We start from the raw sequence: 25,751 nt of genomic DNA, 5'->3' as shown, positions 1-25,751 counted from the left end.
CAGTATAGCGACCCGACAGGCCGTCCTAGGGCCGGGGTCCACTGGCTGAAGCCGGTGCGGATGAGGTCAGCCCTTGCCCAGGGCAGCCACCTGCTCCATGCCTGCCCGCGCCGCGTCCGGGTCGAGGTAACGGCCCGGGCCGTTGGGATGGGGCGCAGATGCATCACCTGTCTGGAAGTCATAGACCATTGGCACGCCGGTCGGTACGTTGATCGAACGGATGTCCTGGTCGGACACCCCTTCCAGGCACTTGACCACCGAGCGCACGACCGAACCGTGGGTGACGACCAGGACGGTGCGGCCCTGGGCCAGCGGGGGCGTGATACGTGCACGCCACAGAGGCAGCAGGCGTTCGCCCAGGTCCCTGAGCGATTCCGAAGTGATCGTCGCCGGATTCCTGTCATCCAGACCATCGGAACGACAGGCGGCATAGCGTGGATCGGAACCCTGCCAGTATGGGGAGGAGGAATCGATCGGCGGCGGTGCGACGTCGTAGGAGCGCCGGTAGGTGGCGAAGCGTTCCGGGCCATACCGGTCCAGCATGGCTGGTCTGGTCTGCCCCTGGAATGCTCCGTAGTGGCGTTCGTTCAACCTCCAGCTACGCTCCACGGGGATCCACAGACGGTCGATTTCATCCAGGAGGAGGTTGGCGCTGATGATCGAACGGCTCAGGAGGGAAGTGAAGACCAAATCGGGTCGCAGTCCAGCCTCTCGGACCAGCCTACCCGCCTGTCTGGCCTGTTCACGGCCCTGGGCGCTCAGAGGGACATCCGCCCAGCCGGCGAACCGGTTGACGTCGGGCAGTGTCCATTCACTCTGCCCGTGGCGCATGATGATCAGCTGTCCCGTCATGGGAACTCCTGTCTCATTCAGAACCATAGCGACTCCATCTCGAAGATGGCCGCCGGATTGAGTCCAGATGGCCGGGGTGAGGCAACTCCTGTATTGTCAGGGTTCCCGGACGGCTTTGGGGACAGGGAGGAGGTGTCATGGTTTTCCTCATCGTCTTCGCTGTCCTCGCCGTCATCCTCGGCTGCGGCGAAGGGCAATGCCAGCAGCAGCCCCTGGGCTTCCTCAAGGGAATCGATCAGGTCGCCGGCGTGTATAGGGTGGCCCAAGGGTCCGGAGTCGCCGTCGGTCTGTGAACCTTCAAGCCAGGCCGTCCGGGCACGCTCCAGGAAGTCGCCAGCCTCTTCCGGATCGTACAGGAGGGGCATGCGCCAGGAACGCTGCCTGCTGCCGGAAGCCAGGGAGGCGGCCAAACCATGCAGGAAGGCGCCGGCGGCCGCTAGCTCGCCGATGCTCCCATAATCCTGGGACAGGAGGTCGGTACGGCTGGCCAGGAATGCTCCCTCGACACCGGCAAGGACATCACCGGAACCGGCCGTCGCCAGCCAGGCCGGGCCGAAGCCACTCGTACGGATCCTGGGCCGGCCGTTACCATCATCGGAGACGACGAGCGTGATGGCCCCCTTGAGCAGAACGTTGGCACCCGTCATCCGCCATGCCCTCAGAGCCCAGCGGAGGGGTTCAGCCGCAATGCCATCGGCGTCGATGGTCTCGCCGTAGTCCTGGAGCAGTCGGGCAAGTTCGCCATAATGGGGGGTGAGCAGCAGGTTGTCCATGTGCTGGCCCGGAGGCAGCATGTCGAGCGCGCCGGCATCCACGACGACGGGAACGGGTGTGTCGTCCTGGCCATCCTCAAGCGTTTCAGTGTCCCCAGCCCGATCCTCAAGGATCGTTGCGATGATGCCACGCTGCCCATCATCGTCCGACTCGGCCCCACCGCGTGCCGGCACCCCGGAACCCAGGACAAGGGCTTCGACCCTGCCTTCTCCGATGACGGCCTCCGGCAGGGATACCAGGACCGAGTCCACCGCCCGATTAGGGCCGGTGTAGCGAACCATGCCGGCGCCCCCAGCCGCCGCGGCACGGGTCGAAAGAACGGCTGCTCCCGGGAACTGTTCGGAACCGGTGACCAGACCGACGACCCCACGACTGTACTTGCTGTCGTTCAGACGGGGGCGGCGTATGAGACCGCCCACCCGCTCGGCGCTCATCGCCTCGACGTCGGGCCGTAGGCCGGCGATGTCGAAGCCGAAGTCCACCAGCACTGTGCGTCCGCAGGCATATGCGGCCGGAGGCAGGAGGGCGCAGGGTTTCATGGCTCCGAAAGTGACGGTCACGTCAGCGGGGATGTAGGCCCCAGGCAGGCTCCCGTCGTCGACGCCGATGCCGGATGGCACATCCACCGCTAGCACCAGCGGCCTTTTACCCCGCCAACGCATGAGCGCACCGGCATCCTCGGGTATATCGCCCCCCGGAAGGCCCAGCCCTTCGGCGAGCGCTTCAGGTAGGCCGTGCAGGGCCCCGTTCAAGCCTATGCCTGTCATGGCGTCAATCACCAGGTCTGCGGACTTGGCCAGTTCCACCGCCTGCCCCAAGTGCTCATCATCCTCGCCTGGAGATGAGGGGACGTCGACGTCGGGGATGTCTGCCTGTGGGTCCAGCGCCGTGATCAGGCCCCCGGCCGTCCGGAAAGCCTCGCACCCTTCATCGTGCAGCTCTGATCCAACGGCCACCGCGGTCACATCCGCACCGGCCCTGGCCAGCAAAGCACCCGCATACAGGCCGTCCCCACCGTTATCGCCGCCGCCGGCCAGCAGCACCACCCTCGCCTGATCCAGCTCCACTCCGGTGAGGGAGAGCATGAGCCGGGCGTTCAGGGCAACGGCCTTGGCGGCCATCCGCATCAGGGGCACACCGTCATCCAACAGGGGCCGTTCCAGGGTCCGGATGGTCTGTGACCGGTAGGCCGCCTCCGCCAGTTGGTCAGATGTCCATGTCTCATCATCGTTCATGGCTGTATCCTTCCCCTCATCTTCCGTGCGAGGCGGCCAGTCCTTGGCCTCCTCCTAGACCCCACTCTAACCGTTTTCGCGGCTTCGGCCCCATTGTGGCGCGGGCTGGCGGCTGTATCGTCCTTGCCGGCGCCCATGTCAGTGAGCGGGTATATGCTCTTCGTCATTGAACGTACTGAACAGGGCGAAGGACGGGGACTGACGAAGTGGGCGAAAAGGAGGCCATCTTCATGCAGGGGTTTGATCTGCCGGCGGCCCAGCAGCTGGTCGCTCTTGCGTTGACTGTGCTTCTGTGCGGCCTGATCGGCTTCGAGCGGGAATATCTGAAGCATGACGCCGGCATCCGCACCCATATCCTGGTCGGGTTGGGATCGTGCCTGTTCACCCTGGTCTCCATCTACGGCATCAACGCCGCGGTGGGCAAATACAGTTGGGACGCTTCGCGTATCGCGGCCGGCGTGGCATCGGGCATCGGTTTCATAGGTGCTGGTGTCATCTTCTTCAACCACGACGCAGTGCGGGGGTTGACGACGTCCTCGGCAATCTGGGTCGCTTCAGCGGTCGGCGTGACCTGCGGCGCCAGCATGTTCGCGGTCGCCATCGCCGCGGTCGTCCTCTATTTCTTTTCCGTACTGGTTATCTCGCCGATTGTAAAATGGCTCCTACGCAATCGCCAGAACACCGGTCTACGCATCGTGTATGAGGACGGCCACGGCTCCTTGAGGGCCACCCTGTTGGAGGCGACCAGGATGGGGTTCGAATCCAGGGTCATGACCATCCGGGAACTCCGACGCGACGGCTGGCACGGCGCCTCGGTCACCGTCAACCTGCTGGGCAAGGGGGATATCTCCGACCTCGTCGAGCAGGTCGGGAGGACCGATGGGGTCAAAGGTGTGGAGGTACTAGGCGGGGAGGACTGAGCGTCGCTGGGTCTGGGTAGGCCGGACCCGTCGGCTGTGGCCCATTCCCGTATGAAAATGGCGAACGCGTCCCGGTCGGTTTACTCCTCGGCGACCAGATCCAGGTAGCTGTCGTTCCACAGGTCCTCGTCACCGTCCGGCATCAGCAGCACGCGTTCGGGGTTGAGGGCCTGTACGGCACCCTCGTCGTGGGTGACCAGAACGATGGCTCCCTCATACTTGGCGATGGCTTTGAGGATCTCGTCCCGAGAGGCAGGATCAAGGTTGTTGGTGGGTTCGTCGAGCAGGAGGACATTCGCCCGTGAGGTAACCAGGGTGGCCAGGGCCAGGCGTGTCTTCTCGCCGCCGGAAAGCACCGAGGCCGGTTTCATGGCGTCGTCGCCGGAGAAGAGGAAGGAACCCAGGATCGTACGTGCCTGGGTGTCGTCCAGGTCGGGGGCCACATGCTGGAGATTCTCCAGAACCGACAGGTCGTCCTCCAGGGTGTCGTGTTCCTGAGCGAAGTAGCCGATCTTCGCGCCGTGGCCCAGATCGACCTTTCCGGTGTCGGGCAGCTCGATGCCGGCGAGGATGCGCAGGGTAGTGGTCTTTCCTGCGCCGTTGTAGCCCAGGATCACCACACGCGACCCCTTGTCGATGGCCAGGTCGATCCCCGCGAAGACGATGTTGGAGCCATAGGCCTTGGAAATCGCCTTGGCCATGATCGGTGTGCGGCCGCATGGAGCGGGCTCGGGAAAGCGTAGGTCGGCCACCTTCTCGGAACGCTCGGCCTCCTGGGTGCCCTCCAGCAGGCGTTCGGCCCGCCGCATCATGTTCTGGGCGGCGACTGCCTTGGTGGCCTTGGCGTGCAGACGGATGCCCTGCTTCATCAGACGGTCGGCCTTCTTCTCCGCAACTTCCCGCTCCCGCCGCCGGCGTTCCTCATCCACGACGCGCTGTCTGAGATAGGCCTTCCAACCCATTGAATACGTGTCGATGCGGGAGCGCTGGGCATCCAGGTGCCAGACCTTGTTCACGGTCTCATCCAAGAGTTCGGTGGAGTGGGAGATGACCAGAAACCCGCCCTCGAACTTGCGCAGATAGTCCTTCAGCCATTCGATGGAGTCTGCATCCAAGTGGTTGGTGGGCTCGTCCAGGATCAGCGTGTCGGCATCGGAGAAGAGGATGCGGGCCAGTTCTACCCGCCGGCGTTGCCCACCCGATAGGGTGCCGAGGGTCTGCCTGAGGGTATCCTGGTCCAATCCCAGGCTCTCACCCATGACGATGGCCTGGGACTGGGCGGCGTATCCGCCGGCCGCATCGAAGTCCTGCTGGGCCTTGTCATAGCGTTTCATACCCTTTTCCATGATTTTGGGATCGGGGCTGGCCATGTCGGTCTCGGCCTTGCGCAAGCGCTTGATGATGCTGGCGATGGCACGAGCGGACATGACGCGATCGAGAGCGGTCTGTGCGGGATCCCCGACATGCGTGTCCTGGGGAAGGTAGCCCATCTCACCGGTCACCCTTACCGAGCCCGAAGAAGGCAGCATATCACCCGTGATGACACGGGTCAGCGTCGTCTTGCCGGCACCGTTACGGCCCACCAGGCCGATCCGGTCGCCCTTGGAGACATGGAAGTCGGTCGGCTCCAACAGGAGGCGGGCTCCAATGCGTATCTCAAGTCCCTGTGCCTCTATAGCCATGCCCTGCCCGACGCTTTCTCTACCGTGGATAAACGGGTCCCGCCGCCGCCTGCTTAAGGACGGATCGGCTCAGGGCCCCGCGGACCATCATAGCGAAGGGGACGATAACCGCATTAGGCCCTCAGCGGTGAACCAGCTTGAAACGGTCCCAGGGGAAGTAGACGAGAAGATCTCCGATGGCTGCCAGGGCGATCACCAGGACGCCCATGGCGGTCGAGCGTTCAAGCAGCTGGATGCCGATGGCGAGGGCCGACCAGAAGATGACCAGGCCAAAGACCCAGTCCTTTGCCTTCTGCTCCATCAGGAAGGCCAGGAGGAGGAGCAGGCCCAGGAGAATGACGACCGCGAAGGCCTGAAGCACATGGGAGATGCCGCCAGAAACGATTTCCGCGTCATAGAAGGCGTTGAGGACCGAAGCGACTGACAGCCATGCAGCATAGAGGGACAGAGGTGCCCAGTCGAGTGTGCTCAGGACCTTCGGTGTGTCCATCCTGTCGTCGGTCCGCCGGGTGAGGGCGTACAGGTACCAGGTGAGCGCGGTCAGGACGAGTATGACGATCAGCGAGACCGTGAAGTTCTTTGAGTGCCAGAGAGCCAGCCAGGCGATGTTGAATATGCACGTGAGAACGAACAGGAAGCCCTTGAGGCTCATGACCCTCATCCCTTCACCTTTCCGGTCCGGTCCGGCGATGCAATAGCGGATCAGCCAAACGGCCAGGCCGATGTATATGAGCCCCCAGATGGCGAAGGCCCAGCCGGCGGGCATGAACCAGACATCGGCTTCGTGAGCGATGCCGCCGGTTGTGGTTCCATTGAATCGGAAGATCTCGGCGTAACCGTTGAAGGCGACCATGGCCACCCAGGCGATCCAGAGGATGACATCTTCGACCAGCCGGCCTTTCCTTAACGCGGTCCGGTCCGAACGCGTCGCCGATTCCTCGGCGGTAAGCTCCGCTTGTGTGGTGGATGGGGTTCTGGCTTCTTCCTCGCCCTCCCGCATCGGTGATGATGTCTGTAGTTCGCTCTTATCCTGCGGGTCCATTGATGCTCCTTCTGCCGGTGGATGTGTTCTGGCCCGGCGCCGCTACCCGTACCATTCTAGGGCGGACCGGCTCCATGTGGGTCTGGCGGGGGCGATCGACTCAGGGTGAATCCCCGGTTCGCCCAAGTCGAACACATGTTCGAAATTGTGGTGCCTCTGCGATAGTATGGTGGCTCCGGACAATCTGGCATCGAGGGAGCGCATGAAGCAAGTGCAGCAGCAAAGCGGGGTCAAGGACCGGTTCCAGGCGCTCGGCGCGCCGCGGATGGTCGAGGGGCGGGGGACCCTAGTCGCCGATTTGGGTGATCTGCCGAATGACCGTAAGATCGTGGTGCAAGGGGCCAGGGCGCATAATCTGAAGAACATCGATCTCGCCATACCGCGCAACCGGATGGTCGTCTTCACCGGTCTGTCGGGTTCAGGCAAGTCCTCCTTGGCCTTCGACACCCTCTTCGCTGAGGGGCAGCGGCGCTATGTGGAGTCGCTGTCGTCTTACGCACGCCAGTTCCTGGGACAGATGGACAAACCGGATGTGGACTTTATCGAGGGACTGAGCCCGGCGGTCTCGATCGATCAGAAGACCACCAACCGCAACCCTCGTTCGACAGTGGGCACCATCACCGAGGTCTATGACTACTTCCGCCTCCTCTTCGCGCGGACAGGCATCGCCCACTGCCCTGTCTGTGGAGCTGAGGTCAGTGCCCAGACCCCTCAGCAGATCGTCGACACTTTGATGGACAGACCCGAGGGCACACGCTTCCAGATTCTGGCGCCCATAGCCCGTGGCCGCAAGGGCGAGTTCGTGGAGACCCTTGGCCTGCTGCGCTCGGACGGCTATGCACGTGCCATCATCGACGGTCATATGCACCAGCTCTCCGATGACATCAAGCTGGCCAAGCGCAAGAAGCACACCATCGAGGTGGTCGTGGACCGTCTGGTCATCAAGCCCTCGGTTCGCCAGAGACTCACCGATTCCGTCGAGACCGCCCTCAAACTGGCCAAGGGCCTGATAGTGGCGGATTTCGTGGACCTGGACGACAAGGACAAGGCACGCAGGCAGCCTTTCTCCGAAAAACGCTCATGCCCCAACGGTCACGAGCTGGAATTGGATGAAATCGAGCCGCGTACCTTCTCCTTCAACGCACCCTACGGTGCCTGCCCGGCATGCACAGGGCTGGGATTCAAATTGGAGATCGATCCAGAGCTGGTCGTTCCGGACCCCGACAAGTCACTGAAGGACGGTGCTGTAGAGCCATGGTCATCCACCAAGACCCAGCAGCGTTTCTATGGTCACATGCTCGATGGTCTGGCCAAGGAGATGGGCTTCGACATCACATCCCCATGGAAGGACCTGCCTGAGGAGGTCAGGCATGCCGTCATGTACGGGCATGACTTCAAGGTCGACGTCTCCTACCGGAATCGTTGGGGGAGGCTGCGCGAATATTCAACCGGCTTCGAGGGCGTTGTGCGTACTCTCATGCGCCGCCGGGACGAGACCGACTCCGACTCAATGAAACAGTACTATGAGTCCTATATGCGCGAGGTCCCCTGCCAGGTCTGCCATGGCAAGAGGCTCAAGCCCGAGGTCCTGGCCGTGACCGTGGATGGCCTCTCGATCGCCCAGGTGTGCGACATGCCCATCTCCCGCTCCTGTGACTGGGTGGAGGGCCTCCATATGGATGGTGCCCAGGCCAGGATCGCCGGTGAGGTGCTCAAGGAGATTCGCGCCCGCTTGCGCTTCCTGAATGATGTCGGTCTCAATTATCTGACACTCTCACGTGCCGCGGCCACGCTCTCGGGTGGCGAGGCCCAGCGCATCAGGCTGGCCACGCAGATAGGGTCGGGCCTTGTTGGCGTCATGTATGTGCTTGATGAGCCCTCGATTGGCCTGCACCAGCGGGACAACGAGCGTCTGATCAAGACCCTCAAGCACCTGCGCGACCTGGGCAACACGCTGATTGTGGTCGAACACGACGAGGACACGATTCGGGAGGCCGATTGGCTGGTCGATATCGGACCGGGCGCCGGCGAACATGGTGGCGAGGTCATCTATTCAGGCCCTTCGGCCGGTCTGACCAACGCCAGCCGCTCGATTACCGGTGACTACATCGCGGGTCGTAGGCGGATCGAACTGCCCGCAAAGCGGCGCAGGACCAGCCGAACCAAGCAGCTGACCGTGGTGGGCGCCCGGGAGAACAACCTGAAGAACCTGACCGTCAAATTCCCCTTGGGGGTCATGACCCTGGTCACCGGAGTGTCCGGTTCGGGCAAGTCCACCCTGGTCAACTCGATCCTGTATCCGGTACTGGCCGACAAGCTCAACAACGCACGCATCGTGCCCGGCAAGCACACCAGGGTGGAAGGTGTCGACCTCCTGCGGAAGGTAATCCATGTGGATCAGAATCCGATCGGGCGCACCCCCCGCTCCAACCCGGCCACGTATACCGGTGTCTGGGACAAGATCCGCCAGCTCTTCGCCAAGACGCCCGAGGCGCAGGTACGCGGCTACGGGCCCGGCCGATTCTCGTTCAACGTCAAAGGCGGGCGCTGCGAGGCGTGCCATGGGGACGGCACGATCAAGATCGAAATGAACTTCCTGCCGGATGTCTATGTGCAGTGTGAGACCTGCCATGGCAAACGATACAACCGGGAGACGCTGGAGGTCACCTACAAGGGCAAGACGGTCTCGGATGTGCTGGACATGCCGATTGAGGAGGCCGCCGACTTCTTCGCCGCCTACCCTTCGATCGCCCGCTATCTGAAGACACTGGTGGATGTGGGCCTGGGCTATATACGCCTCGGTCAGCCGGCCCCCACCCTGTCCGGCGGCGAGTCACAGCGGGTGAAGTTGGCCACTGAGCTGCAGAAACGGTCGGACGGCAGGACGGTCTACATCCTGGATGAACCCACGACCGGCCTCCACTTCGAGGATGTGCGCAAACTCCTGGGGGTCCTGCAGGGCTTGGTGGACAAAGGCAACTCGGTCATCGTCATCGAACACAACCTGGATGTCATCAAGACCGCCGATTGGATCATCGACATGGGTCCAGAGGGAGGCGACGGGGGCGGCACGGTCGTTGCCGAAGGCACGCCCGAGCAGGTGGCCGCGGACCCGGCCAGCTGGACCGGTCGTTTCCTCAAGCCCATGCTGGACGCCGGCAAGGTGGCCAAGGCCGGGAAGACCGGCAAGGCTCGCAACAATGGCAATCGTAAGGCGAAAGCGTAAATGTCCAGAAGCTGCTTCGAACGGCACTCGTCAGGGGTCTGGCGCAAGACGGCCCAGACCCTGATCGAGTCGTCAACGGCAGGCTCCGACCCCCGGGTGCAATCGGTCAACGGGAACGGAGCCCCGCTCCTGGGTGACAGCCGTGACCTTTTCCGCCCCCAAGCCAGTGACATACCTGCACAGCCTGGCGTATACAAGTGGCGGGATGGGGAAGGCCGCGTCATCTACGTGGGCAAGGCCAAGAACCTGCGTAACCGTCTGAGCAACTACTTCCAGCCACTGTCGAACCTGCACCCCCGGACCCAGACCATGGTGCTGACGGCCCGCAGCCTGGAGTGGACCGTGGTAGGCACTGAGCTGGAGTCCCTGACACTGGAGTACACCTGGATCAAGGAGTTCGACCCACGTTTCAACGTGGTCTTCCGCGATGACAAGACCTACCCGTACCTGGCGGTCTCGGTGGGGGAGGAAGTGCCGCGCGTATGGATGACCCGGGTGCGCAAGCGGCGCGACACCCGATACTTCGGCCCCTATGCCAAGGTCTGGGATGTGCGCCACACCCTCGACGCCCTGCTCAAAACCTACCCGGTCCGCACATGCACCCCAGGGGTCTTCCACAAGGCCCGCTTATCAGGGCGGCCATGCCTACTGGCATCGATTGGCAAATGCTCGGCACCCTGTGTGGACAGGATCACCCCCCAGGAGCATCGCAAGCTCGTCGCCGAGCTGGTCGGAGTCATGACCGGCCGCCTGGGCAAGTCATACAAGGCGGGCCTGAACCGTGCCATGAAAGCGGCCAGTGCCGATCTCGACTTCGAACAAGCCGCGCGTATCCGTGACCAGATCGCCATGCTGGAAACCGTCATCGAGCAGAATTCGGTCGTATTCAATTCCGATGTCGATGCCGACGTATTCGGCATGGCCTCGGATGAGCTTGAGGCTTCGGTCCACGCCTTCTTCGTACGGGCAGGCTCCATACGTGGTGAGCGGTCCTGGTCGGTGGAGCGCGTGGAGGATGTCAGTGACGGGGAGCTGATGGGCGACTTGATCATCCAAGTCTACTCAGATCTGGTCTCCGAACACCGGCGGGAGGAGGATCCGTCACTGCCGCCCCTGGAACTGCCCGCCGGTGACGACGCCTCGATCGAGGTGAGCCAGCGCCGGGATGCACTGGGGTCTACCCAGCGGGTCACAGCGTTGGACGCAGCCAAGCGGGCCAAGGCGACGAAGGCCCGCCACGAACACCAGGAGCAGACCGGACGGGCCGATCTTTTGGAGCCCATATCGCCTGTGCCTCGGGAGGTTCTGGTACCGGTCCAGCCGGACCGCACCGAGGAACTGGAGGCTTGGCTGTCGGGCCTGCGTGGGGGGGCGGTGACCATCCGCGTGGCCAGCCGAGGGGAAAAGAAGGCGCTGATGGACAGGGCCGGCGCCAACGCGCGCCAATCCCTTCAACGTTCCAAGATGAGCCGGATCTCCGATCTGGGCGCCAGGACCGCGGCTATGAACGACGTGGCCAAGGCCCTTGGCCTCAAACAGGCTCCACTGCGTATCGAATGCTATGACATATCGAACACGGTCGGAGGAGCCTTCCAGGTCGCCTCGATGGTGGTCTTCGAGGACGCGGTGGCCAAGAAATCCGAATACCGGCGTTTCGCCATCAGAGGTGAGGACGGCAGAGGCGCCCTGGACGACACTTCGGCCATCTATGAGACACTGACCCGGCGTTTCCGGCACGGCAATGTCGCGGGTGACTCGGGTGAAAGCATCGAGAATGAGCGTCAGGCCGGCAAGGCGATCGCGGATAGCAGCGACGCCGTGGACCGCAAGGACACGGTGGACCGTTCCGAGATCGTCCAACAGAATACCCAGCCACGGCACTTCGCTTACAAGCCCAATCTGATCGTCGTGGATGGCGGCAAGCCGCAGGTCCAGGCCGCAGCCCGGGCCCTGGTCGACTCCGGGGTCGGTGATGTGGCCCTGTGCGGCCTGGCCAAGCGCCTTGAGGAGGTCTGGACACCGGACGATGACTATCCGATCATCCTCAAGCGGCAATCCCAGGGGATGTACCTCCTGCAGCGGGTGCGTGACGAATCCCACCGCTTCGCGATTACCTACCACCGGCAGACCCGGCGCAAGGGGTCCCTCCGGTCCGCCTTGGACGACATACCGGGGGTGGGACAGGCCTATCAGAAGCGTCTCCTGCGTGCCTTCGGATCGGTGCGGCGGATGCGCCAGGCTTCGGTCGAGGAACTGGAGACCGTCAAGGGCATAGGGCACAAGAAGGCCGAGTCCATCTACCAGGCGTTGCACACCGGAGACGACGGGGAAGGGAAGAACGATGAGGCCTGACTATCCGACCGAAGCTCCATCTCACGAAGAGGTCGGCGGGATTGCCGCTGACGGGTCCATGCACTGCGCGGTACTCGGTTCGCCGATAACCCATTCTCTTTCCCCGCTGCTGCACCAGGCCGCATACAGGGCCCTCGGCCTTGCCGCTTGGACATACCGGCGGGCCGAAGTTGGGGCGGGTGGTTTGCCGGCTTTCCTTTCCTCACTGGACGCCTCATGGGTGGGGCTAAGTCTGACCATGCCCTTGAAACGGGAGGTCATGGGGATGGGCTGCGCCTGCGACCCATGGTCGGTCCGTCTGGGTATCGCGAACACCGCGATCCTGGACTGGCACGGTCCCGGGCCCTCCACCTGCGGTGGTGGCCGGAAGCGACCACGCCTGGCTCTATACAACACCGATGTCGAGGGCATCGTCTGCGCACTGGCGGAGGGACTGTCCGCCCATGGGGATTCGTCCGCTTTCGATCCTAGACCCCTGATCGATGGATTCGCCGCCGGATCGACCATGACCCGGCATTTCAGCGGTTTCCCGGGAGCCGGAACCGCCGCGGTCGTTATCGGCAGCGGAGCCACCGCCTGTTCGGCATTGGCCGCATACCACTGTATGGGAATCCATGGCGTCACAATCGTCGCAAGGGATACGGCAAGAGCGGCCAAGGCGGTCGATCTGGCACGATCGCTGGATTTCGAGCGGGTGGAAGCGGTCGACATGGAGCATGGGGCAGACATCATGGAAGATGCCGGTCTGGTGGTCTCCACCCTGCCGGCCTATGCAGCGGATTCGTTGGCTGATTCCATCGCCGCTCTACAGCCTGTGGAGACGTCAACCGGCCCAAGGCGTGTGCTTCTGGATGTGGCCTACGACCCAAGACCCAGTCGACTGGTGCGGGTTTGGCGGGCACGAAGGGGAGGGGTAGCCTTGGGCGGTGAACGGATGCTGCTCTACCAGGCCGTCCGCCAGGTTGCCCTGATGACGGGTACCCCGGTGGACCGCATTCCGATCAGGGATATGAACGAAGCCATGAGGGGGGTCATCGGATGAACGAGGATACACGGACACGACCTGATGCTACCCGGAAATCATCCATGCCTTCCCCCCTGGAAGGCTTCGAGGTCATGCTGATCACCGGCATGTCCGGGGCGGGGCGATCCCAGGCCGCCGACAGCCTGGAGGATATGGGCTGGTATGTGGTCGATAACCTGCCTCCCAAGCTGCTGGTCCCCATGGTCGATCTGATGACCACAGCCGGCAGCAAAATCCACCGGCTGGCTGCCGTGATTGACGTGCGATCCCGCGCCTACTTCGATGATCTGAACACGGTCCTTGGGCATTTGGACGACTTGGGTGTAAAATGCCGCATCCTCTTCCTGGATGCCAGCGACCAGGTGCTGATCGCCCGTTTCGAATCGGTCCGCCGCCCCCACCCCCTCCAAGGCTCCGGCCGCCTGATCGACGGGGTCAGGAAGGAGCGACGGCTCATGGAAGGGCTCAAGGAACGGGCGGATGTCGTCATCGACACCTCCTCGCTGACCATCCACCAGCTTTCGACCCGTCTCTATGACTCGCTACTGGGTAAAGGGCCTTCCACGGTTGCCGTGCATATCTTCAGTTTCGGATTCAAATACGGCGTTCCGATCGATGCGGATTTTGTCGCCGACGTCCGTTTCCTCCCCAATCCATATTGGGTATCCAATCTGCGCGAGATGACTGGCAGGGACAAGCCGGTGCGTGACTATGTCATGGGAAGTCAAGGGGCCCGGGAATTTTTGGATGCGTACAGTGCAGCCATTTCGATTGCGATCCGGGGCTACGCCCAGGAGGACAAGCATTATGTGAATATCGCCATCGGCTGCACCGGCGGACAGCACCGGTCAGTGGCCATGAGCGAGGAATTGGCGGGCCGCCTGCGCGAACAGGGGCTGGATGTAACCGTTTCGGCCCGAGAGCTGCCCCGAAAGAGCAAGGTATAGGTGATACGACGCCAGTCCCGAGTGACGGGTAACCTTATCTTGCCTTGGACTGGTTCAGGCATTCGTGAATGCTGTCATTTGTCCAAGAGATTCGGTAACACAGTAGTCCGGTGGTCGCATCCCCATGCATGGGGCGGGCCCTGGTAAATCGCATGAGAATCGTAGGAGGACGGGTCTTGGCCCTACTGGATGACGTCAAAAGCGAACTCGCCGGCATCGACGGGGAGTTGCCGCAAGCCAAGAAAGCCCAGTCCGCGGCGATGATCCGTTTCGGCGGCGGCTTGCATATCATCCAGCGCCACATCGTCGTCGAAGCCCAGTTCGACTCACTACCCGCCGCCCAATGGCTGCAGAACACCATCCGTGACATCTATGGCCACGATTCAGACCTCATCGAGGTGGCCCGGCAGACCCCGACCGGTCAAGCCCGCCGCTACTCGGTCCGTGTCCTACGCGCAGGGGGCGCCCTTGCTCTCCAGACAGGGCTTCTCGACCGTCGCAAACGCCCTGTCAGGGGCCTGCCCGAGGACATCGTATCGGGAAACATCTCACAGATAAAAGCCGCTTGGAGGGGTGCCTTCCTGGCTCACGGCGAATTGTCCGACCCTGGCAAGGCATCCTACCTCGAGATTGTCTGCCCTGGATCCGAAGCCGCCCTGGCCTTGGTTCAGGCGGCCCGCCGGCTGGGTATCAAGGCCAAGGCCCGGCAAGTGCGTTCCTCCGAACGTGTGACCCTGCGCGATCCGGATGCCATCGAACGCATGCTCAACCTGATCGGCGCACCGAAGGCGGCACGCGAGTGGACCGGCAAGCGTTCGGATGGCGAATCACGGGGCAAGGCGAACCGTCTGGCGAACTTCGACGACGCCAATATGCGCCGGTCGGCAAAGGCGGCAGTAGAGGCCTCGGCCAAGGTGACCGAGGCGTTCAGGATCCTGGGCGACGACATTCCGGAGAACCTGCGTGCCGCTGGCCAGCTCCGTCTGGACCACCGGGACGCCAGTCTGGAGGAGCTGGGTCGACTGGCCGACCCGCCGGTCACAAAGGACGCGATCGCCGGCCGCATCCGCCGTCTGCTCCAGCTGGCCCAGAAGGTGCGCAAGCAGCGCGGCGACGAATCCTGAGCGGGAACCGAACATCACTTCCACCTTTATCCTTTCGGGCAACTATCATGGGTTGGTGGATTCGCATAATGGTAAGTTTGGCCGTTTCCGCGCCGATGCATCGTTAGCGCGCCTGCGGTCTGGAAAGGAAATCCATGAAGACGCTTCATGATCTCGGCAATCTCAAAGGCAAGCGCGTATTGGTCCGCGCTGATTTCAATGTGCCGCTGGATGGTACGACCATCACCGACGACGGCCGTATCCGTGCCGCGCTGCCAACTATCAAGGATCTTAAGGAGCAGGGGGCCAAGGTCATCGTCATGGCCCACCTGGGACGTCCCAAGGGCAAGGTCGTACCGGAGCTGAGCCTGGCACCGGTCGCCAAGCGCCTGGGTGAGCTCCTGGGTATGGATGTGCCTCTGGCGAAGGACACCTATGGCGAGGATGCGCAGGCCAAGGTGAAGGCCATGTCGGACGGCGACGTGATCCTGCTGGAGAATGTCCGTTTCAATCCTGAGGAGACCAGCAAGGACGGGGCCGAGCGCGCGGCCTATGCGAAGAAGATCGCCGCCCTGGGCGAGGTGTTCGTCTCAGACGGCTTCGGTGTGGTCCACCGTGCCCAGGGCTCCGACTATGACGTGGCGGCCGACCTGCCCTCCGCCGCCGGGCTCCTGGTGCAGAAGGAAGTCGATGCCCTGTCCAAGGGCACGGAGAACCCTGAGCGGCCCTACACGGTGGTCCTGGGCGGTTCCAAAGTCTCCGACAAGCTCGGCGTCATCGAGAACCTGCTCGACAAGGCCGATCGTCTGGTCATCGGCGGTGGTATGGTCTTCACCTTCCTGAAGGCCCAGGGCTACGAGGTGGGTTCCTCCTTGCTGGAGGAGGACCAGGTCGGCAAGGTCAAGGGGTACATCGAGACCGCCAGGCGGAACAATGTCGAACTGGTCTTCCCGACCGATGTCGTCGTCAACAAGGGCTTCCCCGCGGGTGACACCCCGGTTGATCCCAAGGTGGTCCCGGCAGACGCCATTCCGTCGGACATGATGGGTCTTGACATCGGCCCGGATTCCTGCAAGCTCTTCCACGACAAGATCGTCGATTCGAAGACGGTAGTATGGAACGGCCCTATGGGCGTCTTCGAGGTCGCCCAGTTCGCGGAAGGCACCAAGGCTGTGGCCCAGGGCCTGATCGATGCGACCCGTTCCGGGGCTTTCACGATCGTCGGTGGCGGAGACTCCGCTTCGGCAGTGCGCAACCTTGGCTTCCCGGAGGACGGCTTCTCCCACATCTCCACGGGCGGCGGGGCCTCCCTGGAGTTCCTGGAGGGCAAGGAGCTTCCGGGTCTGAAGGTCCTGGAGTAGTCTGTAGTTGATTTCCTGCCATGGCGAGTGCCGGACGGTTGAAACGCCGTCCGGCACTCGTCGCTTCCCGGTTCGATGAAATACGAGAGAAGGATGCCATGACACGGATGCCGCTGGTAGCCGGCAATTGGAAGATGAATTTCGACCATCTGGAGGCCACGTATTTCGTGCAGAAGCTGGCCTGGCTGCTCCGGGATGCCAAGTTCGACTACAGTAGGTGCGAGCTGGCTCTCATGCCCACCTTCACCTCCCTGCGATCCATCCAGGTGCTGGTGGAGGCCGACAACCTGAAGATTCGCTATGGGGCGCAGACTGTCTCGGTCACCTCCCAAGGTGCTTTCACCGGCGATGTGTCCGCTGACATGCTGGCGCAACTGGGTTGTACCTACGTGATTGTGGGGCATTCGGAGCGGCGTAAGTACCACCCGGAGGACGATGCCAATATAGTCGACCAGGTGCGCGCTGTCCTGGCCGCGGGCATGCAACCCATACTCTGCGTGGGGGAGAGCTACGAGGAGCGACGGCAGGGCATAGAATTGGAATTCGCTGTAGGGCAAGTGAAGGATGTCACCCGGGATCTTTCCGAGGAGGAAGCGGCCAAGCTGATTGTAGCCTATGAACCGGTCTGGGCCGTCGGCACCGGTATGGTGGCTACGCCGGACGTGGCCCAGGACGCGGCTTCTGCGATCAGGGCCCATATCAGATCGGCCTTCAGCGACCGCACCGCGGAGGACCTGCGAATCCTCTACGGTGGTTCGGTGAGTTCGAAGAATGCCCAGGAACTGATAGGGCAACCTGATGTGGACGGTTTTCTGATCGGTGGTGCAGCCCTGGATGTCGAAGAGCTAGCGCGCATCGCAAGACTCACGCTCAAGGCCACAACCAGGGGCTGAGCGAGGTTCGAGGCTGCAAGCATGGTCTTCTCCGGGCCTTACGCTAGACTTGTAGCAATACACACGTGGAGGTAGCCCTGTGACCATTGTCAAGATCGCCCTAGAGGTAATTGTCGTCATCGCCAGCATCCTGCTGACCCTGCTCATTCTGATGCACAGGGGCAAGGGCGGTGGCCTGTCCGACATGTTCGGCGGCGGCATCAGCTCGAACGCGGGCACCTCAGGGGTGGCCGAGAAGAATCTGAACAGGCTCACCATCATCGTGGCTCTGATCTGGGTGGCCATCATCATCGCACTGAGCCTGATGGCCAAGTACCACATCGGCTGAGATTCCCTTTCCCGATCCCCGGCGTTCATATACCACGCCGGGGATTGTCATATTCGGGCAGGTCCGGGGACATGGCAGGGCCGTGTCATCGCATCTCCTCGTCATGACGGACGGCCCCGATGGAAGAACATTCCATCGGGGCCGTCCGTATCAATCGGTTGCCGGCCGTACACTGGCAAACCGGAATCAGGAGGTCAACCCTCAGCCGTTGACGCGGTCGATGCCGGCCTGAACATCGGCCAGGACCGAGGACCAGGAATCGATGAAGGCGGCCACACCGTCAGCTTCGAGCTTGTCGGTGACTTCCTTGATCGAGATGCCCAGGTCCGCCAGCCGGTCCATGATCCGATGGCTCTCCTCATACGTTCCTTCGATCGAGGGTGCGCCGGCGCCATGGTCGGCCAGTGCATTCAGTGTCTTCTCCGGCATGGTGTTGACCACATGCGCAGCGACAAGCTCATCGACATACTTGCAGTCGGAGTATGCGGCGTTCTTGGTGCCGGTCGATGCCCAGAGCGGACGCTGCTTCTTGGCACCCTTGGCTTCCAGGGCTGCCCAGCGGGCGTCACCGGCGAACTTCTTCTCGAAGAGCTCATAGGCAAGGCGGGCGTTGGCCACTGCGGCCTTCCCTTCCAGGGCCTTGGCTTCGTCGGATCCGTTGGCTTCAAGGAGCTTGTCCACTGCGGTGTCCACACGGGACACGAAGAAGGAGGCGACCGAACCCATGTGGTTCAGGTCGTGGCCGTTCTGATCGGCCTGGACCATGCCCTCGATGAAGGCGTCCATGACCTGCTCATAGCGCTCCAGGGAGAAAATCAGGGTCACATTGACCGAAATGCCCTTGGCCAGGGTTGCGGTGATGGCAGGCAGTCCCTCCAAGGTGGCCGGGATCTTGATCATCGCGTTGGGGCGGTTGACCTTCTTCCACAGGATCTCCGCCTGCTTCTCGGTCTCTTCGGTATTGTGCGCCAGTCGGGGGTCCACCTCGATTGAGACACGGCCATCTACGTAGTCCGAACGCTCGGCGACATCGTGGAAGATATCGGTGGCGTTGCGTACGTCAGTGGTGGTCAGTTCCTGCACCGCCTGCTCGACATCGACGCGGCCGAGCTCCTTGAGCTGTGCGTCGTAGGGACCCACCTGATGAAGCGCCTTCTGGAAGATCGAGGGATTGGTGGTCACACCGACCACATTCTTCTCGGCGATCAGCTGCTGCAGGTTGCCCGATTCGATGCGGGTGCGGCTCAGGTCGTCCAGCCAGATCGAGACACCGGAATCGGATGTCCGCTTGGTGTTTGCGTTTTGTACCATATTGTGTTTCTCCTTATTGCGCCCCCACCGAAGTACCGGTGGGGAACGGTTGATGCGGCTTTTCAGTTGGCTCAGCGAGCGGCCTCGACCGCTTCGATGGAAGCTTTGGCGGCTTCTATGACATGCTCGGGTGTGATGCCGAGGTCACGCATATTTTCGTCGCCCGAACCCTGAAGGCCGAACTGCTCGATGGAGACAGGCCTGCCGTAGGAACCGAGGTACTTGTACCAGGGCAGGGCCAGGCCGGCTTCGACGGAAACTCGTGCCTTGACCGATGCAGGCAGGATGGCTTCCCGATACTCCGGGTCCTGCTCCTCGAACCAGTCCAGGGACGGTACGGAGATGACGCGGGCTTTGATCCCCTCGCCGGCCAGGGTCCTGGCTGCGCTGACGGCATGCTGTACCTCGGAGCCGGTGGCCATGATCAGCACATCGGGTTGGCCATCGGTGTCCAGGAGCACATAAGCACCCTTGCGCACACCTTCTGCCGCCTTCGCCTGGGTCTCGGCCAGGGTCGGGACACCTTGGCGGGTCAGGATCATGGCAGTGGGATGCGAGTTGCCCTTCTCAAAGAAGGCGCGGTAGGCCTCTGCGGTCTCGAAGGCATCGGCGGGGCGCACGACCTCCATCTGCGGTATCGCACGAATGGCGGCCAGGTGCTCGATCGGCTGGTGGGTCGGTCCGTCCTCACCCAAAGCCACGGAATCGTGGGTCCAGACGTAGAGGTTGGGGATGTCCATCAGCGCCGCCAAACGCACAGCCGGGCGCTCATAATCAGAGAACTGGAAGAAAGTGCCATTGAAGGGGCGGGTATCACTGCCCAGCAGGATGCCGTTGGTTATGGCCCCCATGGCGAACTCGCGCACACCGAAGTGGAGCTGGCGGCCATAGGGGTTGGCCTGCGGCCATTGCTTGGTCGCCATATCAGCTGGATCGAAGGAGGCGGCGCCCTTGATGTTGGTGTTGTTGGACCCGCCCAGGTCGGCCGAACCGCCCCAGAGCTCGGGCATGACCTCGGCGATGGCGTTCAGCACGGCACCGGATGCCTTTCGCGTGGCCAGCTTGGAGCCGGTCTCGAATGAGGCGATGGCCTGGTCGATGGCCTTGTCGAAGCCTTCGGGCAGCTTACCGGCATGGATGCGGTCATAAAGGGCCGCCTTGTCGGGGTTGGCCTTGCGCCAGGCCTGGAAACGCTCATCCCAGTCCTTGTGGGCGGCCAGACCGCGCTGGGCGACCTCTCGCGCGTGTGCCAGCGCCTCTTCATCGATGTGGAAGGTCTCGTCCGGGTCGTACCCCAGCTCCTTCTTGAGACCTGCGACGGCTTCGGCGCCGAGGGCGGAGCCATGGGCCGAGGGGTCGTTTGTCTTGCCGGGGGTGGGCCAAGCCATCAGTGTGTCCACCTTGATGAACTTGGGGCGGTCGGTGACCTGCTCCGCCTTCTCCAGGACAGCTGCGAAGCCTTCGACGTCCTCCTTGTAGGAGCCGTCAGGCTGGATGAAGGAGAACTCGTCGGTGTACCAGCCATAGGATTCATAGCGTTTGAGTATGTCTTCGCCGAAGGCGATCCTGGTGTCACCTTCAATCTGAATGTGGTTGGCGTCGAAGATGACGGTCAGGTTTCCGAGCCTTTGCCCGCCGGCCAGTGAGCTCGCCTCGGAGGAGACGCCCTCCTCCAGGTCCCCTTCCCCGCAGATGACCCAGACCTTGTGGTCGAAGGGTGACTGCCCGGCCGGTGCCTGCGGGTCAAGCAGCCCACGTTCGAAACGTTGTCCATAGGCGAACCCGACGGCGGAGGCCAGACCCTGACCCAGGGGGCCGGTGGTCATCTCAATGCCGGGGGTCAGGCCGTACTCCGGGTGTCCGGGGGTGCGGGTGCCGGCCGTGCGGAAGCGCTTCAGGTCGTCCAAGGTCAGGCCATAGCCGGAGAAGAAGAGCTGAACATATTGGGTGAGCGAGGCATGCCCGCCGGAGAGGATGAAGCGATCACGACCTGCCCAGTCGGGGTCGTTGGGATCGTGCTTGATGAAGTGCTGGTAAAGGGTGTAGGCGATCGGCGCCAGCGAGATGGGTGAACCAGGGTGACCGGAGCCCGCCTTCTCCACCGCATCGGCTGACAGGACCTTGGCCATGTCGACGGCACGCTTGTCCAGGTCAGTCCACGTAAAATCGGTCATATATGATCAACTTTCCTTCCAATTGGTAGGTCGACATGTTCCGACTTGTGCCGAAAATGTTCGTTTACCTTGGCATTACAGTTTACATGCTATCCTCCTGAGCCGACACTGTAAGGTGCTCCAGGAGGGTGGTCAGGGCGGTTCTCAGCCCCGCGCGAAGGTGCATCGCTCCTATGGCCCGACCACCAATAGAATGGGACCGGAGTCCTCTCCTCGCCAGGCGGCGCAGGGGATGGTGAGGAGGAGCGATGGCTACGAACAGACGGATGCTGGTGCTGAGGGCGGTGGTGGAGGACTATATACGTTCGCAGGAACCTGTCGGGTCCGGCGCTGTGGCCAAGGACCACCGGTTGGGTGTGAGCTCGGCCACCGTCCGCAACGACATGGCGGCGCTGGAGGACGAAGGTTATCTGATACAGCCGCACACCTCGGCCGGTCGTGTGCCCACGCAGAAGGGCTACCGCTATTTCGTGGACAGGCTGGCCAGGTTGGTGCCGCTGAGCCCCACCCAGCGCAAAGCCATCGACACCTTTCTTTCAGGATCGGCCGATTTGGATGAGACCCTCCAGAGGGCCGCACGCCTGCTGGCGCAGATTACCGGACAGGTCGCCGTGGTCGCCTCGCCTTCGCTGGCCAAGTCACGTCTGCGTCGCTTGGAACTGATTGGGCTGTCCGGTCATGCCCTTTTGGTTGTTGTGATCACCGACACCGGACGGGTGGCGCAGCACACCCTGCCACTAGGTCCGGAGCAGGAGTGCGACGAAAGCCAACTGGGTGGGCTGTCGGAAACCCTGAACCGGCAATGTCAGGGGCTGTCCCTATCGAAAGCGGCCGATCGGCTGCAGGCCGAATCAGGGCAATCCGGCCCGTCGGCAGGTTCCCGTTTGCTGCGCGGACTGTCGCAGGTATTCGCCGACATGGCGGACGAGGAGGAATCCTCCGCGCTCCACATGGCCGGCCGTTCGCAACTGACCCATCGTAAGGCCCTCACCGTTGCCGAGCTGGCCCCCTTGCTGGACGCTCTGGAGGAGCAGGTCATCCTCATGCGCCTGATGAGCGCACAAAGTGAATTGTCACAGACCAATGGCGGAGTATCGGTGGCCATCGGCAAGGAGACGGGGACGCCCGGTCTCTTGCATGCCTCGGTGGTGACCAGCGGCTACGGCCATGCCCAAGGGGAGGCGGGCCGCGACGGGGGAGGGGATGACGATGGCCCAATCGCCTTCGTGGGGTCCATCGGCCCTACCCATATGGATTACCAGACCACTATGAGCGCGGTCAAAGCAGTGGCCGCCTACCTGACCACCTTTCTGGCCCCAGAGGGGGACGAGGACGGCTGATACGTGTCCCGGACCGGTTGGGCACAGCCCCGACTGACCGGTCCCCATGGCACAATGGCAGGGTTATCCCAGGACAGCAAAAGGAATGATCGTTGGCAGATTATTACGAGGTATTGGGCGTCAGCCGCGGTGCAAGCGAAGCGGAGATCAAGAAGGCCTACCGCAAGATGAGCCGCAAGTACCACCCGGACATCGCCGGCCCCGAGTTCGAAGACAAGTTCAAGGAGGTCAATTCCGCCTACGAGGTGCTCTCGGACCCCGAGAAGAAACGGATGTACGACGCGGGTGTGGACCCCAACGACCCGGCGGCCTCAGCCGGCGGATCGGGCTTCGACATGGGGGACATCTTCGGGCAGTTCTTCGGTTCCGGCTTCGGCGGCGCATCCCAGGGGCCCATACCCCGGACCCAACCCGGAAGGGACGCTCTGGCGGACGTCTCCATCGACCTCAAGACGGCGGTCTTCGGCGGCACCGCCCACGCCCGGATCAGCACCTTCGGCCTGTGTCAGACCTGTGGCGGTTCAGGGGCCGAGCACGGTGAGCAGCCTGTCACCTGCCCGGTCTGCCAAGGCCGTGGGTTCGTGCAGAAGGTGGCGCGTACGCTTCTTGGGCAGATGATGACGACGGCCCCCTGCGAGCGCTGTGAGGGCCATGGCAGCATCATCGAGCACCCATGCCCCGAATGCCAGGGGCACGGTCGTGTCCGGGTCCGCAGGGACGTGGGGGTCACCATTCCCGCAGGCATAGGAGACGGAGCCCGTCTGCGCCTCGGTTCCCAGGGCGAGGTCGGCGAAGGCGGCGGTGCCGCCGGCGACCTGTATATAGACGTGAGCATCAAACCCGACGAACTCTATACCAGGGACGGCGACGACCTCCACTGCTGGATCAACATACCCATGACCTGGGCTGTCCTTGGGCATGAAGCCCAGCTGGAGACCTTCGATGGACCGCAGCAGGTGGAAGTGCCGGCCGGTTGCCAGCCTGGGGACGTCGTTGACCTGAAGGGCCTGGGAGTCACACGTATGGGTACCCAGGAACGCGGTGACATCCTTGTTCATGTCCTGGTTTCTATTCCCACCAAGCTGAGCGAGCAGGAGGACGAACTGATCCGCCGGTTCGCCGACAGCCATGACTCCGGTCGTCAGGAGCTGGCTCAGTCGTCCAAACCCCTCGTCAGTGGGGGCAGAAAGGGACTTTTCGGCAAACTCAAAGGCATGTTCAGCTGAGTCTGCCCTCTGGAGGGAAGGGGTCTTGGATCCGGTCATCGCAAACCGGATCCAAGACCCCTTCCCAATCTCCCTAGACCTATCACTCCAGCAGTGATCGGCACATGGACCGGTACTCGCTGACGTAGCCGCCGCCGAAGAAGACGCAGTGCCCTGCGATCGGGTACAGCTGCCAGAGTGTGTAACGATCCCGCCAGCCCTGTGCAAGTGGATGGACGGACTGGTAGCCGTCCTCTATCTGGCTGAGGTAGGGCATGCCGAACAAGTGGAGCATGGCCAGGTCCTCCTCCCGGTGGCCGCCATGGGCAGCGGGGTCGATGAGGACGGCCTCGGTCCGACCACGGTCGGCGGACCACATCACATTACCCGACCACAGATCACCGTGCAGGCGGGCCGGATGGTCGTCCGCCGCCGGGCCCAGCAACTGCGGGAGGGCCTCGATCACTCGCTCGGTCAGGTCCATGTCCGAGCGGTTGAGACTCCCTCGCGCGATTCCCATCCGCACCATCGGCCTGAGCCTGCCTTCGGCCAAGTATGTGGCGGGATCACTCCAATCGCCGGTATCCATGGGTACAGGGTCCTGCAGTGGGCCAAAGTAGCAGGTGCCGTCATAGCCGTCCGGCCCGGAACCGAAGTGGCCGGCTCCTGCTTCGTGCATATGGGCGAGTTGGGCGCCGAAGCGGTAGGCCGCACCAGGGGTGGGAGCCGTGCTCTCGACCCGTTCGATGTCCAGGTAATCCGCCCCCCAGTCAATTACTTCAACCACGCGCGGTCCACCTTGGGTCTGGGCCTTCCCGAGCCATTCAAGCCCCCTGCCTTCGCATTCGAAGAACCCATCCGGACTCCCGCCCCGTGACTTCCTGTATGCAACCGCCATGAGCGCCTCCTCCAGTTCCATGGTGACACCCCCATTGTGGGCATTCTGCGAGACATCGTCGGCATTGGACCCGGGTTGACCATACGGTTGGCTATGCTTGGCCTTCGGCGCATCTTCCGTCCGCCATGCATGTGAGGGGTCCATGAACTTTTTCCAAGCGATACTATTCGGCCTCGTCCAGGCTCTGACCGAGTACTTTCCGGTATCCTCAAGCGCTCACATCCGCATCGTCGGAGCCCTTATGGGGCGCGATCCTGGGGCCGCGTTCACGGCCATCATCCAATTTGGCACCGAATTCGCGGTCCTGCTCTACTTCCGTCGCGACATCGCACGCATCCTGACCCACTGGTTCGGCTGTCTGACAGGCAAGGATGGCCGGGGATGGCATGAGCGTATGGGCTCGGAAGACCGTGACGCCGCCATGGGCTGGTACATCATCATCGGTACCGTTCCCATCGTCATCGCCGGCCTGCTGTTCCAGAAGTCGATTGAGACAAATCTACGCAACCTGTGGATCACGGTGGTGGTCCTTATTCTCTTCGGCCTCCTCCTGGATTATTTCGATCGTCACAGCAAACAGAACAAGACAATCGAACAGATGACGGCCAAGGACGCTGCCCTATTCGGCATAGGGCAGATGCTCGCCTTGATTCCCGGCGTTTCCCGCTCCGGCGGCACCATGACTTTCGGCCGTGCCCTGGGCTATACGCGGGAAGCTGCGGCCCGCGTCTCATTCCTGATGGCCATCCCCGCGGTCTTCGGGGCCGGCATCCTGGAGACCCTCAAGTCCCTTAAGGACATTAACGCCGATGCCAACTTCCCCGGTTGGGGGGCAACCATCTGCGCCACTATCGTATCCTTCGTCGTTGGCTACCTGGTCATCATCGCCTTCCTCAAGATCGTCTCCATGTTCTCCTACCGCGCTTTCGTCGTCTACCGAATCGGTCTGGCCATCCTGGTCGCCATCCTCCTCCTGGCCGGTGTAATCCCCGCCGTAGGCACCGCCGCAGCGGCCTGACAGCTCTTCCGGCAAGCGCACACCCCGTCATTCCCACTATGAGGAAGCGGGGTTTTGTATGCTGTG

At 62.7% G+C, this 25,751-nt stretch carries 19 protein-coding genes; 12 read left to right on the top strand and 7 right to left on the bottom strand.

Annotated elements, in window-relative coordinates; genetic code table 11:
- Positions 1-66: 66 nt before the first annotated feature.
- Both CRD59_RS04640 and CRD59_RS04635 read right to left on the bottom strand, forming a co-directional pair.
- Positions 67-852 (bottom strand): 2,3-bisphosphoglycerate-dependent phosphoglycerate mutase, encoded by a 786-nt coding sequence (locus tag CRD59_RS04640; protein WP_113853521.1) that lies wholly within the window; start codon positions 850-852, stop codon positions 67-69.
- A 17-nt stretch (positions 853-869) separates the two neighbouring features.
- On the bottom strand, positions 870-2,861 hold the full coding sequence (locus CRD59_RS04635; protein WP_113853520.1) for a bifunctional ADP-dependent NAD(P)H-hydrate dehydratase/NAD(P)H-hydrate epimerase: 1,992 nt from the start codon (positions 2,859-2,861) through the stop codon (positions 870-872).
- A gap of 230 nt (positions 2,862-3,091) precedes the next feature.
- Here CRD59_RS04635 and CRD59_RS04630 point away from each other — a divergent pair, with 230 nt between their 5' ends.
- Complete coding sequence (locus tag CRD59_RS04630; RefSeq protein WP_113853548.1) at positions 3,092-3,781, top strand: MgtC/SapB family protein; 690 nt, start codon at positions 3,092-3,094, stop codon at positions 3,779-3,781.
- An 80-nt stretch (positions 3,782-3,861) separates the two neighbouring features.
- On the opposite strand, the gene CRD59_RS04625 is transcribed toward CRD59_RS04630, so the two are convergent.
- Complete coding sequence (locus CRD59_RS04625; RefSeq protein WP_113853519.1) at positions 3,862-5,463, bottom strand: ABC-F family ATP-binding cassette domain-containing protein; 1,602 nt, start codon at positions 5,461-5,463, stop codon at positions 3,862-3,864.
- Between the two features lie 121 nt (positions 5,464-5,584).
- Positions 5,585-6,505, bottom strand: a complete 921-nt coding sequence (locus tag CRD59_RS04620) for a TspO/MBR family protein (RefSeq protein WP_113853518.1) — start codon at positions 6,503-6,505, stop codon at positions 5,585-5,587.
- A 265-nt stretch (positions 6,506-6,770) separates the two neighbouring features.
- On the opposite strand from CRD59_RS04620, the gene uvrA reads away from it, so the two are divergent.
- The 8 genes from uvrA (at position 6,771) to secG (ending at position 17,739) form a co-directional block, all read left to right on the top strand.
- Positions 6,771-9,731, top strand: a complete 2,961-nt coding sequence (gene uvrA, locus CRD59_RS04615; protein ID WP_236632725.1) for an excinuclease ABC subunit UvrA — start codon at positions 6,771-6,773, stop codon at positions 9,729-9,731.
- Positions 9,732-12,083: an excinuclease ABC subunit UvrC gene (gene uvrC / locus CRD59_RS04610; protein ID WP_113853516.1), complete on the top strand. Its 2,352-nt coding sequence runs from the start codon at positions 9,732-9,734 to the stop codon at positions 12,081-12,083.
- Positions 12,073-13,125, top strand: coding sequence for a shikimate dehydrogenase family protein (locus CRD59_RS04605; RefSeq protein ID WP_201736552.1), 1,053 nt, complete (start codon positions 12,073-12,075; stop codon positions 13,123-13,125). The genes uvrC and CRD59_RS04605 overlap by 11 nt, the downstream gene beginning before the upstream one ends.
- Entirely contained in the window at positions 13,122-14,054 is a 933-nt protein-coding gene (rapZ, locus tag CRD59_RS04600; protein WP_113853515.1) for an RNase adapter RapZ, read from the top strand. Before CRD59_RS04605 ends, rapZ begins: the two co-directional genes overlap by 4 nt.
- A 176-nt stretch (positions 14,055-14,230) precedes the next feature.
- Positions 14,231-15,178 (top strand): DNA-binding protein WhiA, encoded by a 948-nt coding sequence (gene whiA, locus CRD59_RS04595; RefSeq protein ID WP_113853514.1) that lies wholly within the window; start codon positions 14,231-14,233, stop codon positions 15,176-15,178.
- Positions 15,179-15,312: 134 nt separating this feature from the next.
- Positions 15,313-16,518 (top strand): phosphoglycerate kinase, encoded by a 1,206-nt coding sequence (locus tag CRD59_RS04590; protein ID WP_113853513.1) that lies wholly within the window; start codon positions 15,313-15,315, stop codon positions 16,516-16,518.
- Between the two features lie 98 nt (positions 16,519-16,616).
- On the top strand, positions 16,617-17,411 hold the full coding sequence (gene tpiA / locus CRD59_RS04585) for a triose-phosphate isomerase (protein WP_113853512.1): 795 nt from the start codon (positions 16,617-16,619) through the stop codon (positions 17,409-17,411).
- 79 nt (positions 17,412-17,490) lie between these two features.
- A complete protein-coding gene (secG, locus tag CRD59_RS04580) occupies positions 17,491-17,739 on the top strand; it encodes a preprotein translocase subunit SecG (RefSeq protein WP_113853511.1) in 249 nt (82 codons plus the stop codon).
- A gap of 201 nt (positions 17,740-17,940) precedes the next feature.
- Here the strand turns inward: secG and tal are convergent, their stop codons facing one another.
- Positions 17,941-19,050 (bottom strand): transaldolase, encoded by a 1,110-nt coding sequence (gene tal / locus CRD59_RS04575; protein WP_113853510.1) that lies wholly within the window; start codon positions 19,048-19,050, stop codon positions 17,941-17,943.
- A gap of 71 nt (positions 19,051-19,121) precedes the next feature.
- Positions 19,122-21,224 carry a transketolase gene (gene tkt / locus CRD59_RS04570; protein ID WP_113853509.1) on the bottom strand — a complete coding sequence of 701 codons (2,103 nt, stop codon included), beginning with the start codon at positions 21,222-21,224 and terminating at the stop codon, positions 19,122-19,124.
- A gap of 248 nt (positions 21,225-21,472) precedes the next feature.
- Here tkt and hrcA point away from each other — a divergent pair, with 248 nt between their 5' ends.
- Together hrcA and dnaJ are read left to right on the top strand one after the other, a co-directional pair.
- Positions 21,473-22,564: a heat-inducible transcriptional repressor HrcA gene (hrcA, locus tag CRD59_RS04565; protein WP_113853508.1), complete on the top strand. Its 1,092-nt coding sequence runs from the start codon at positions 21,473-21,475 to the stop codon at positions 22,562-22,564.
- 92 nt (positions 22,565-22,656) lie between these two features.
- Complete coding sequence (dnaJ, locus tag CRD59_RS04560) at positions 22,657-23,790, top strand: molecular chaperone DnaJ (protein WP_113853507.1); 1,134 nt, start codon at positions 22,657-22,659, stop codon at positions 23,788-23,790.
- Between the two features lie 82 nt (positions 23,791-23,872).
- Here the strand turns inward: dnaJ and CRD59_RS04555 are convergent, their stop codons facing one another.
- Positions 23,873-24,667, bottom strand: coding sequence for a fructosamine kinase family protein (locus CRD59_RS04555; protein ID WP_113853546.1), 795 nt, complete (start codon positions 24,665-24,667; stop codon positions 23,873-23,875).
- A 142-nt stretch (positions 24,668-24,809) separates the two neighbouring features.
- Here CRD59_RS04555 and CRD59_RS04550 point away from each other — a divergent pair, with 142 nt between their 5' ends.
- On the top strand, positions 24,810-25,685 hold the full coding sequence (locus CRD59_RS04550) for an undecaprenyl-diphosphate phosphatase (protein WP_113853506.1): 876 nt from the start codon (positions 24,810-24,812) through the stop codon (positions 25,683-25,685).
- Positions 25,686-25,751: the final 66 nt, after the last annotated feature.

The organism is Bifidobacterium xylocopae (genome assembly GCF_003315615.1).
Classification (GTDB): domain Bacteria; phylum Actinomycetota; class Actinomycetes; order Actinomycetales; family Bifidobacteriaceae; genus Bombiscardovia; species Bombiscardovia xylocopae.
Note: the sequence above shows the minus strand (reverse complement) of the source record. Positions and strands in the feature narration are given on the sequence as shown.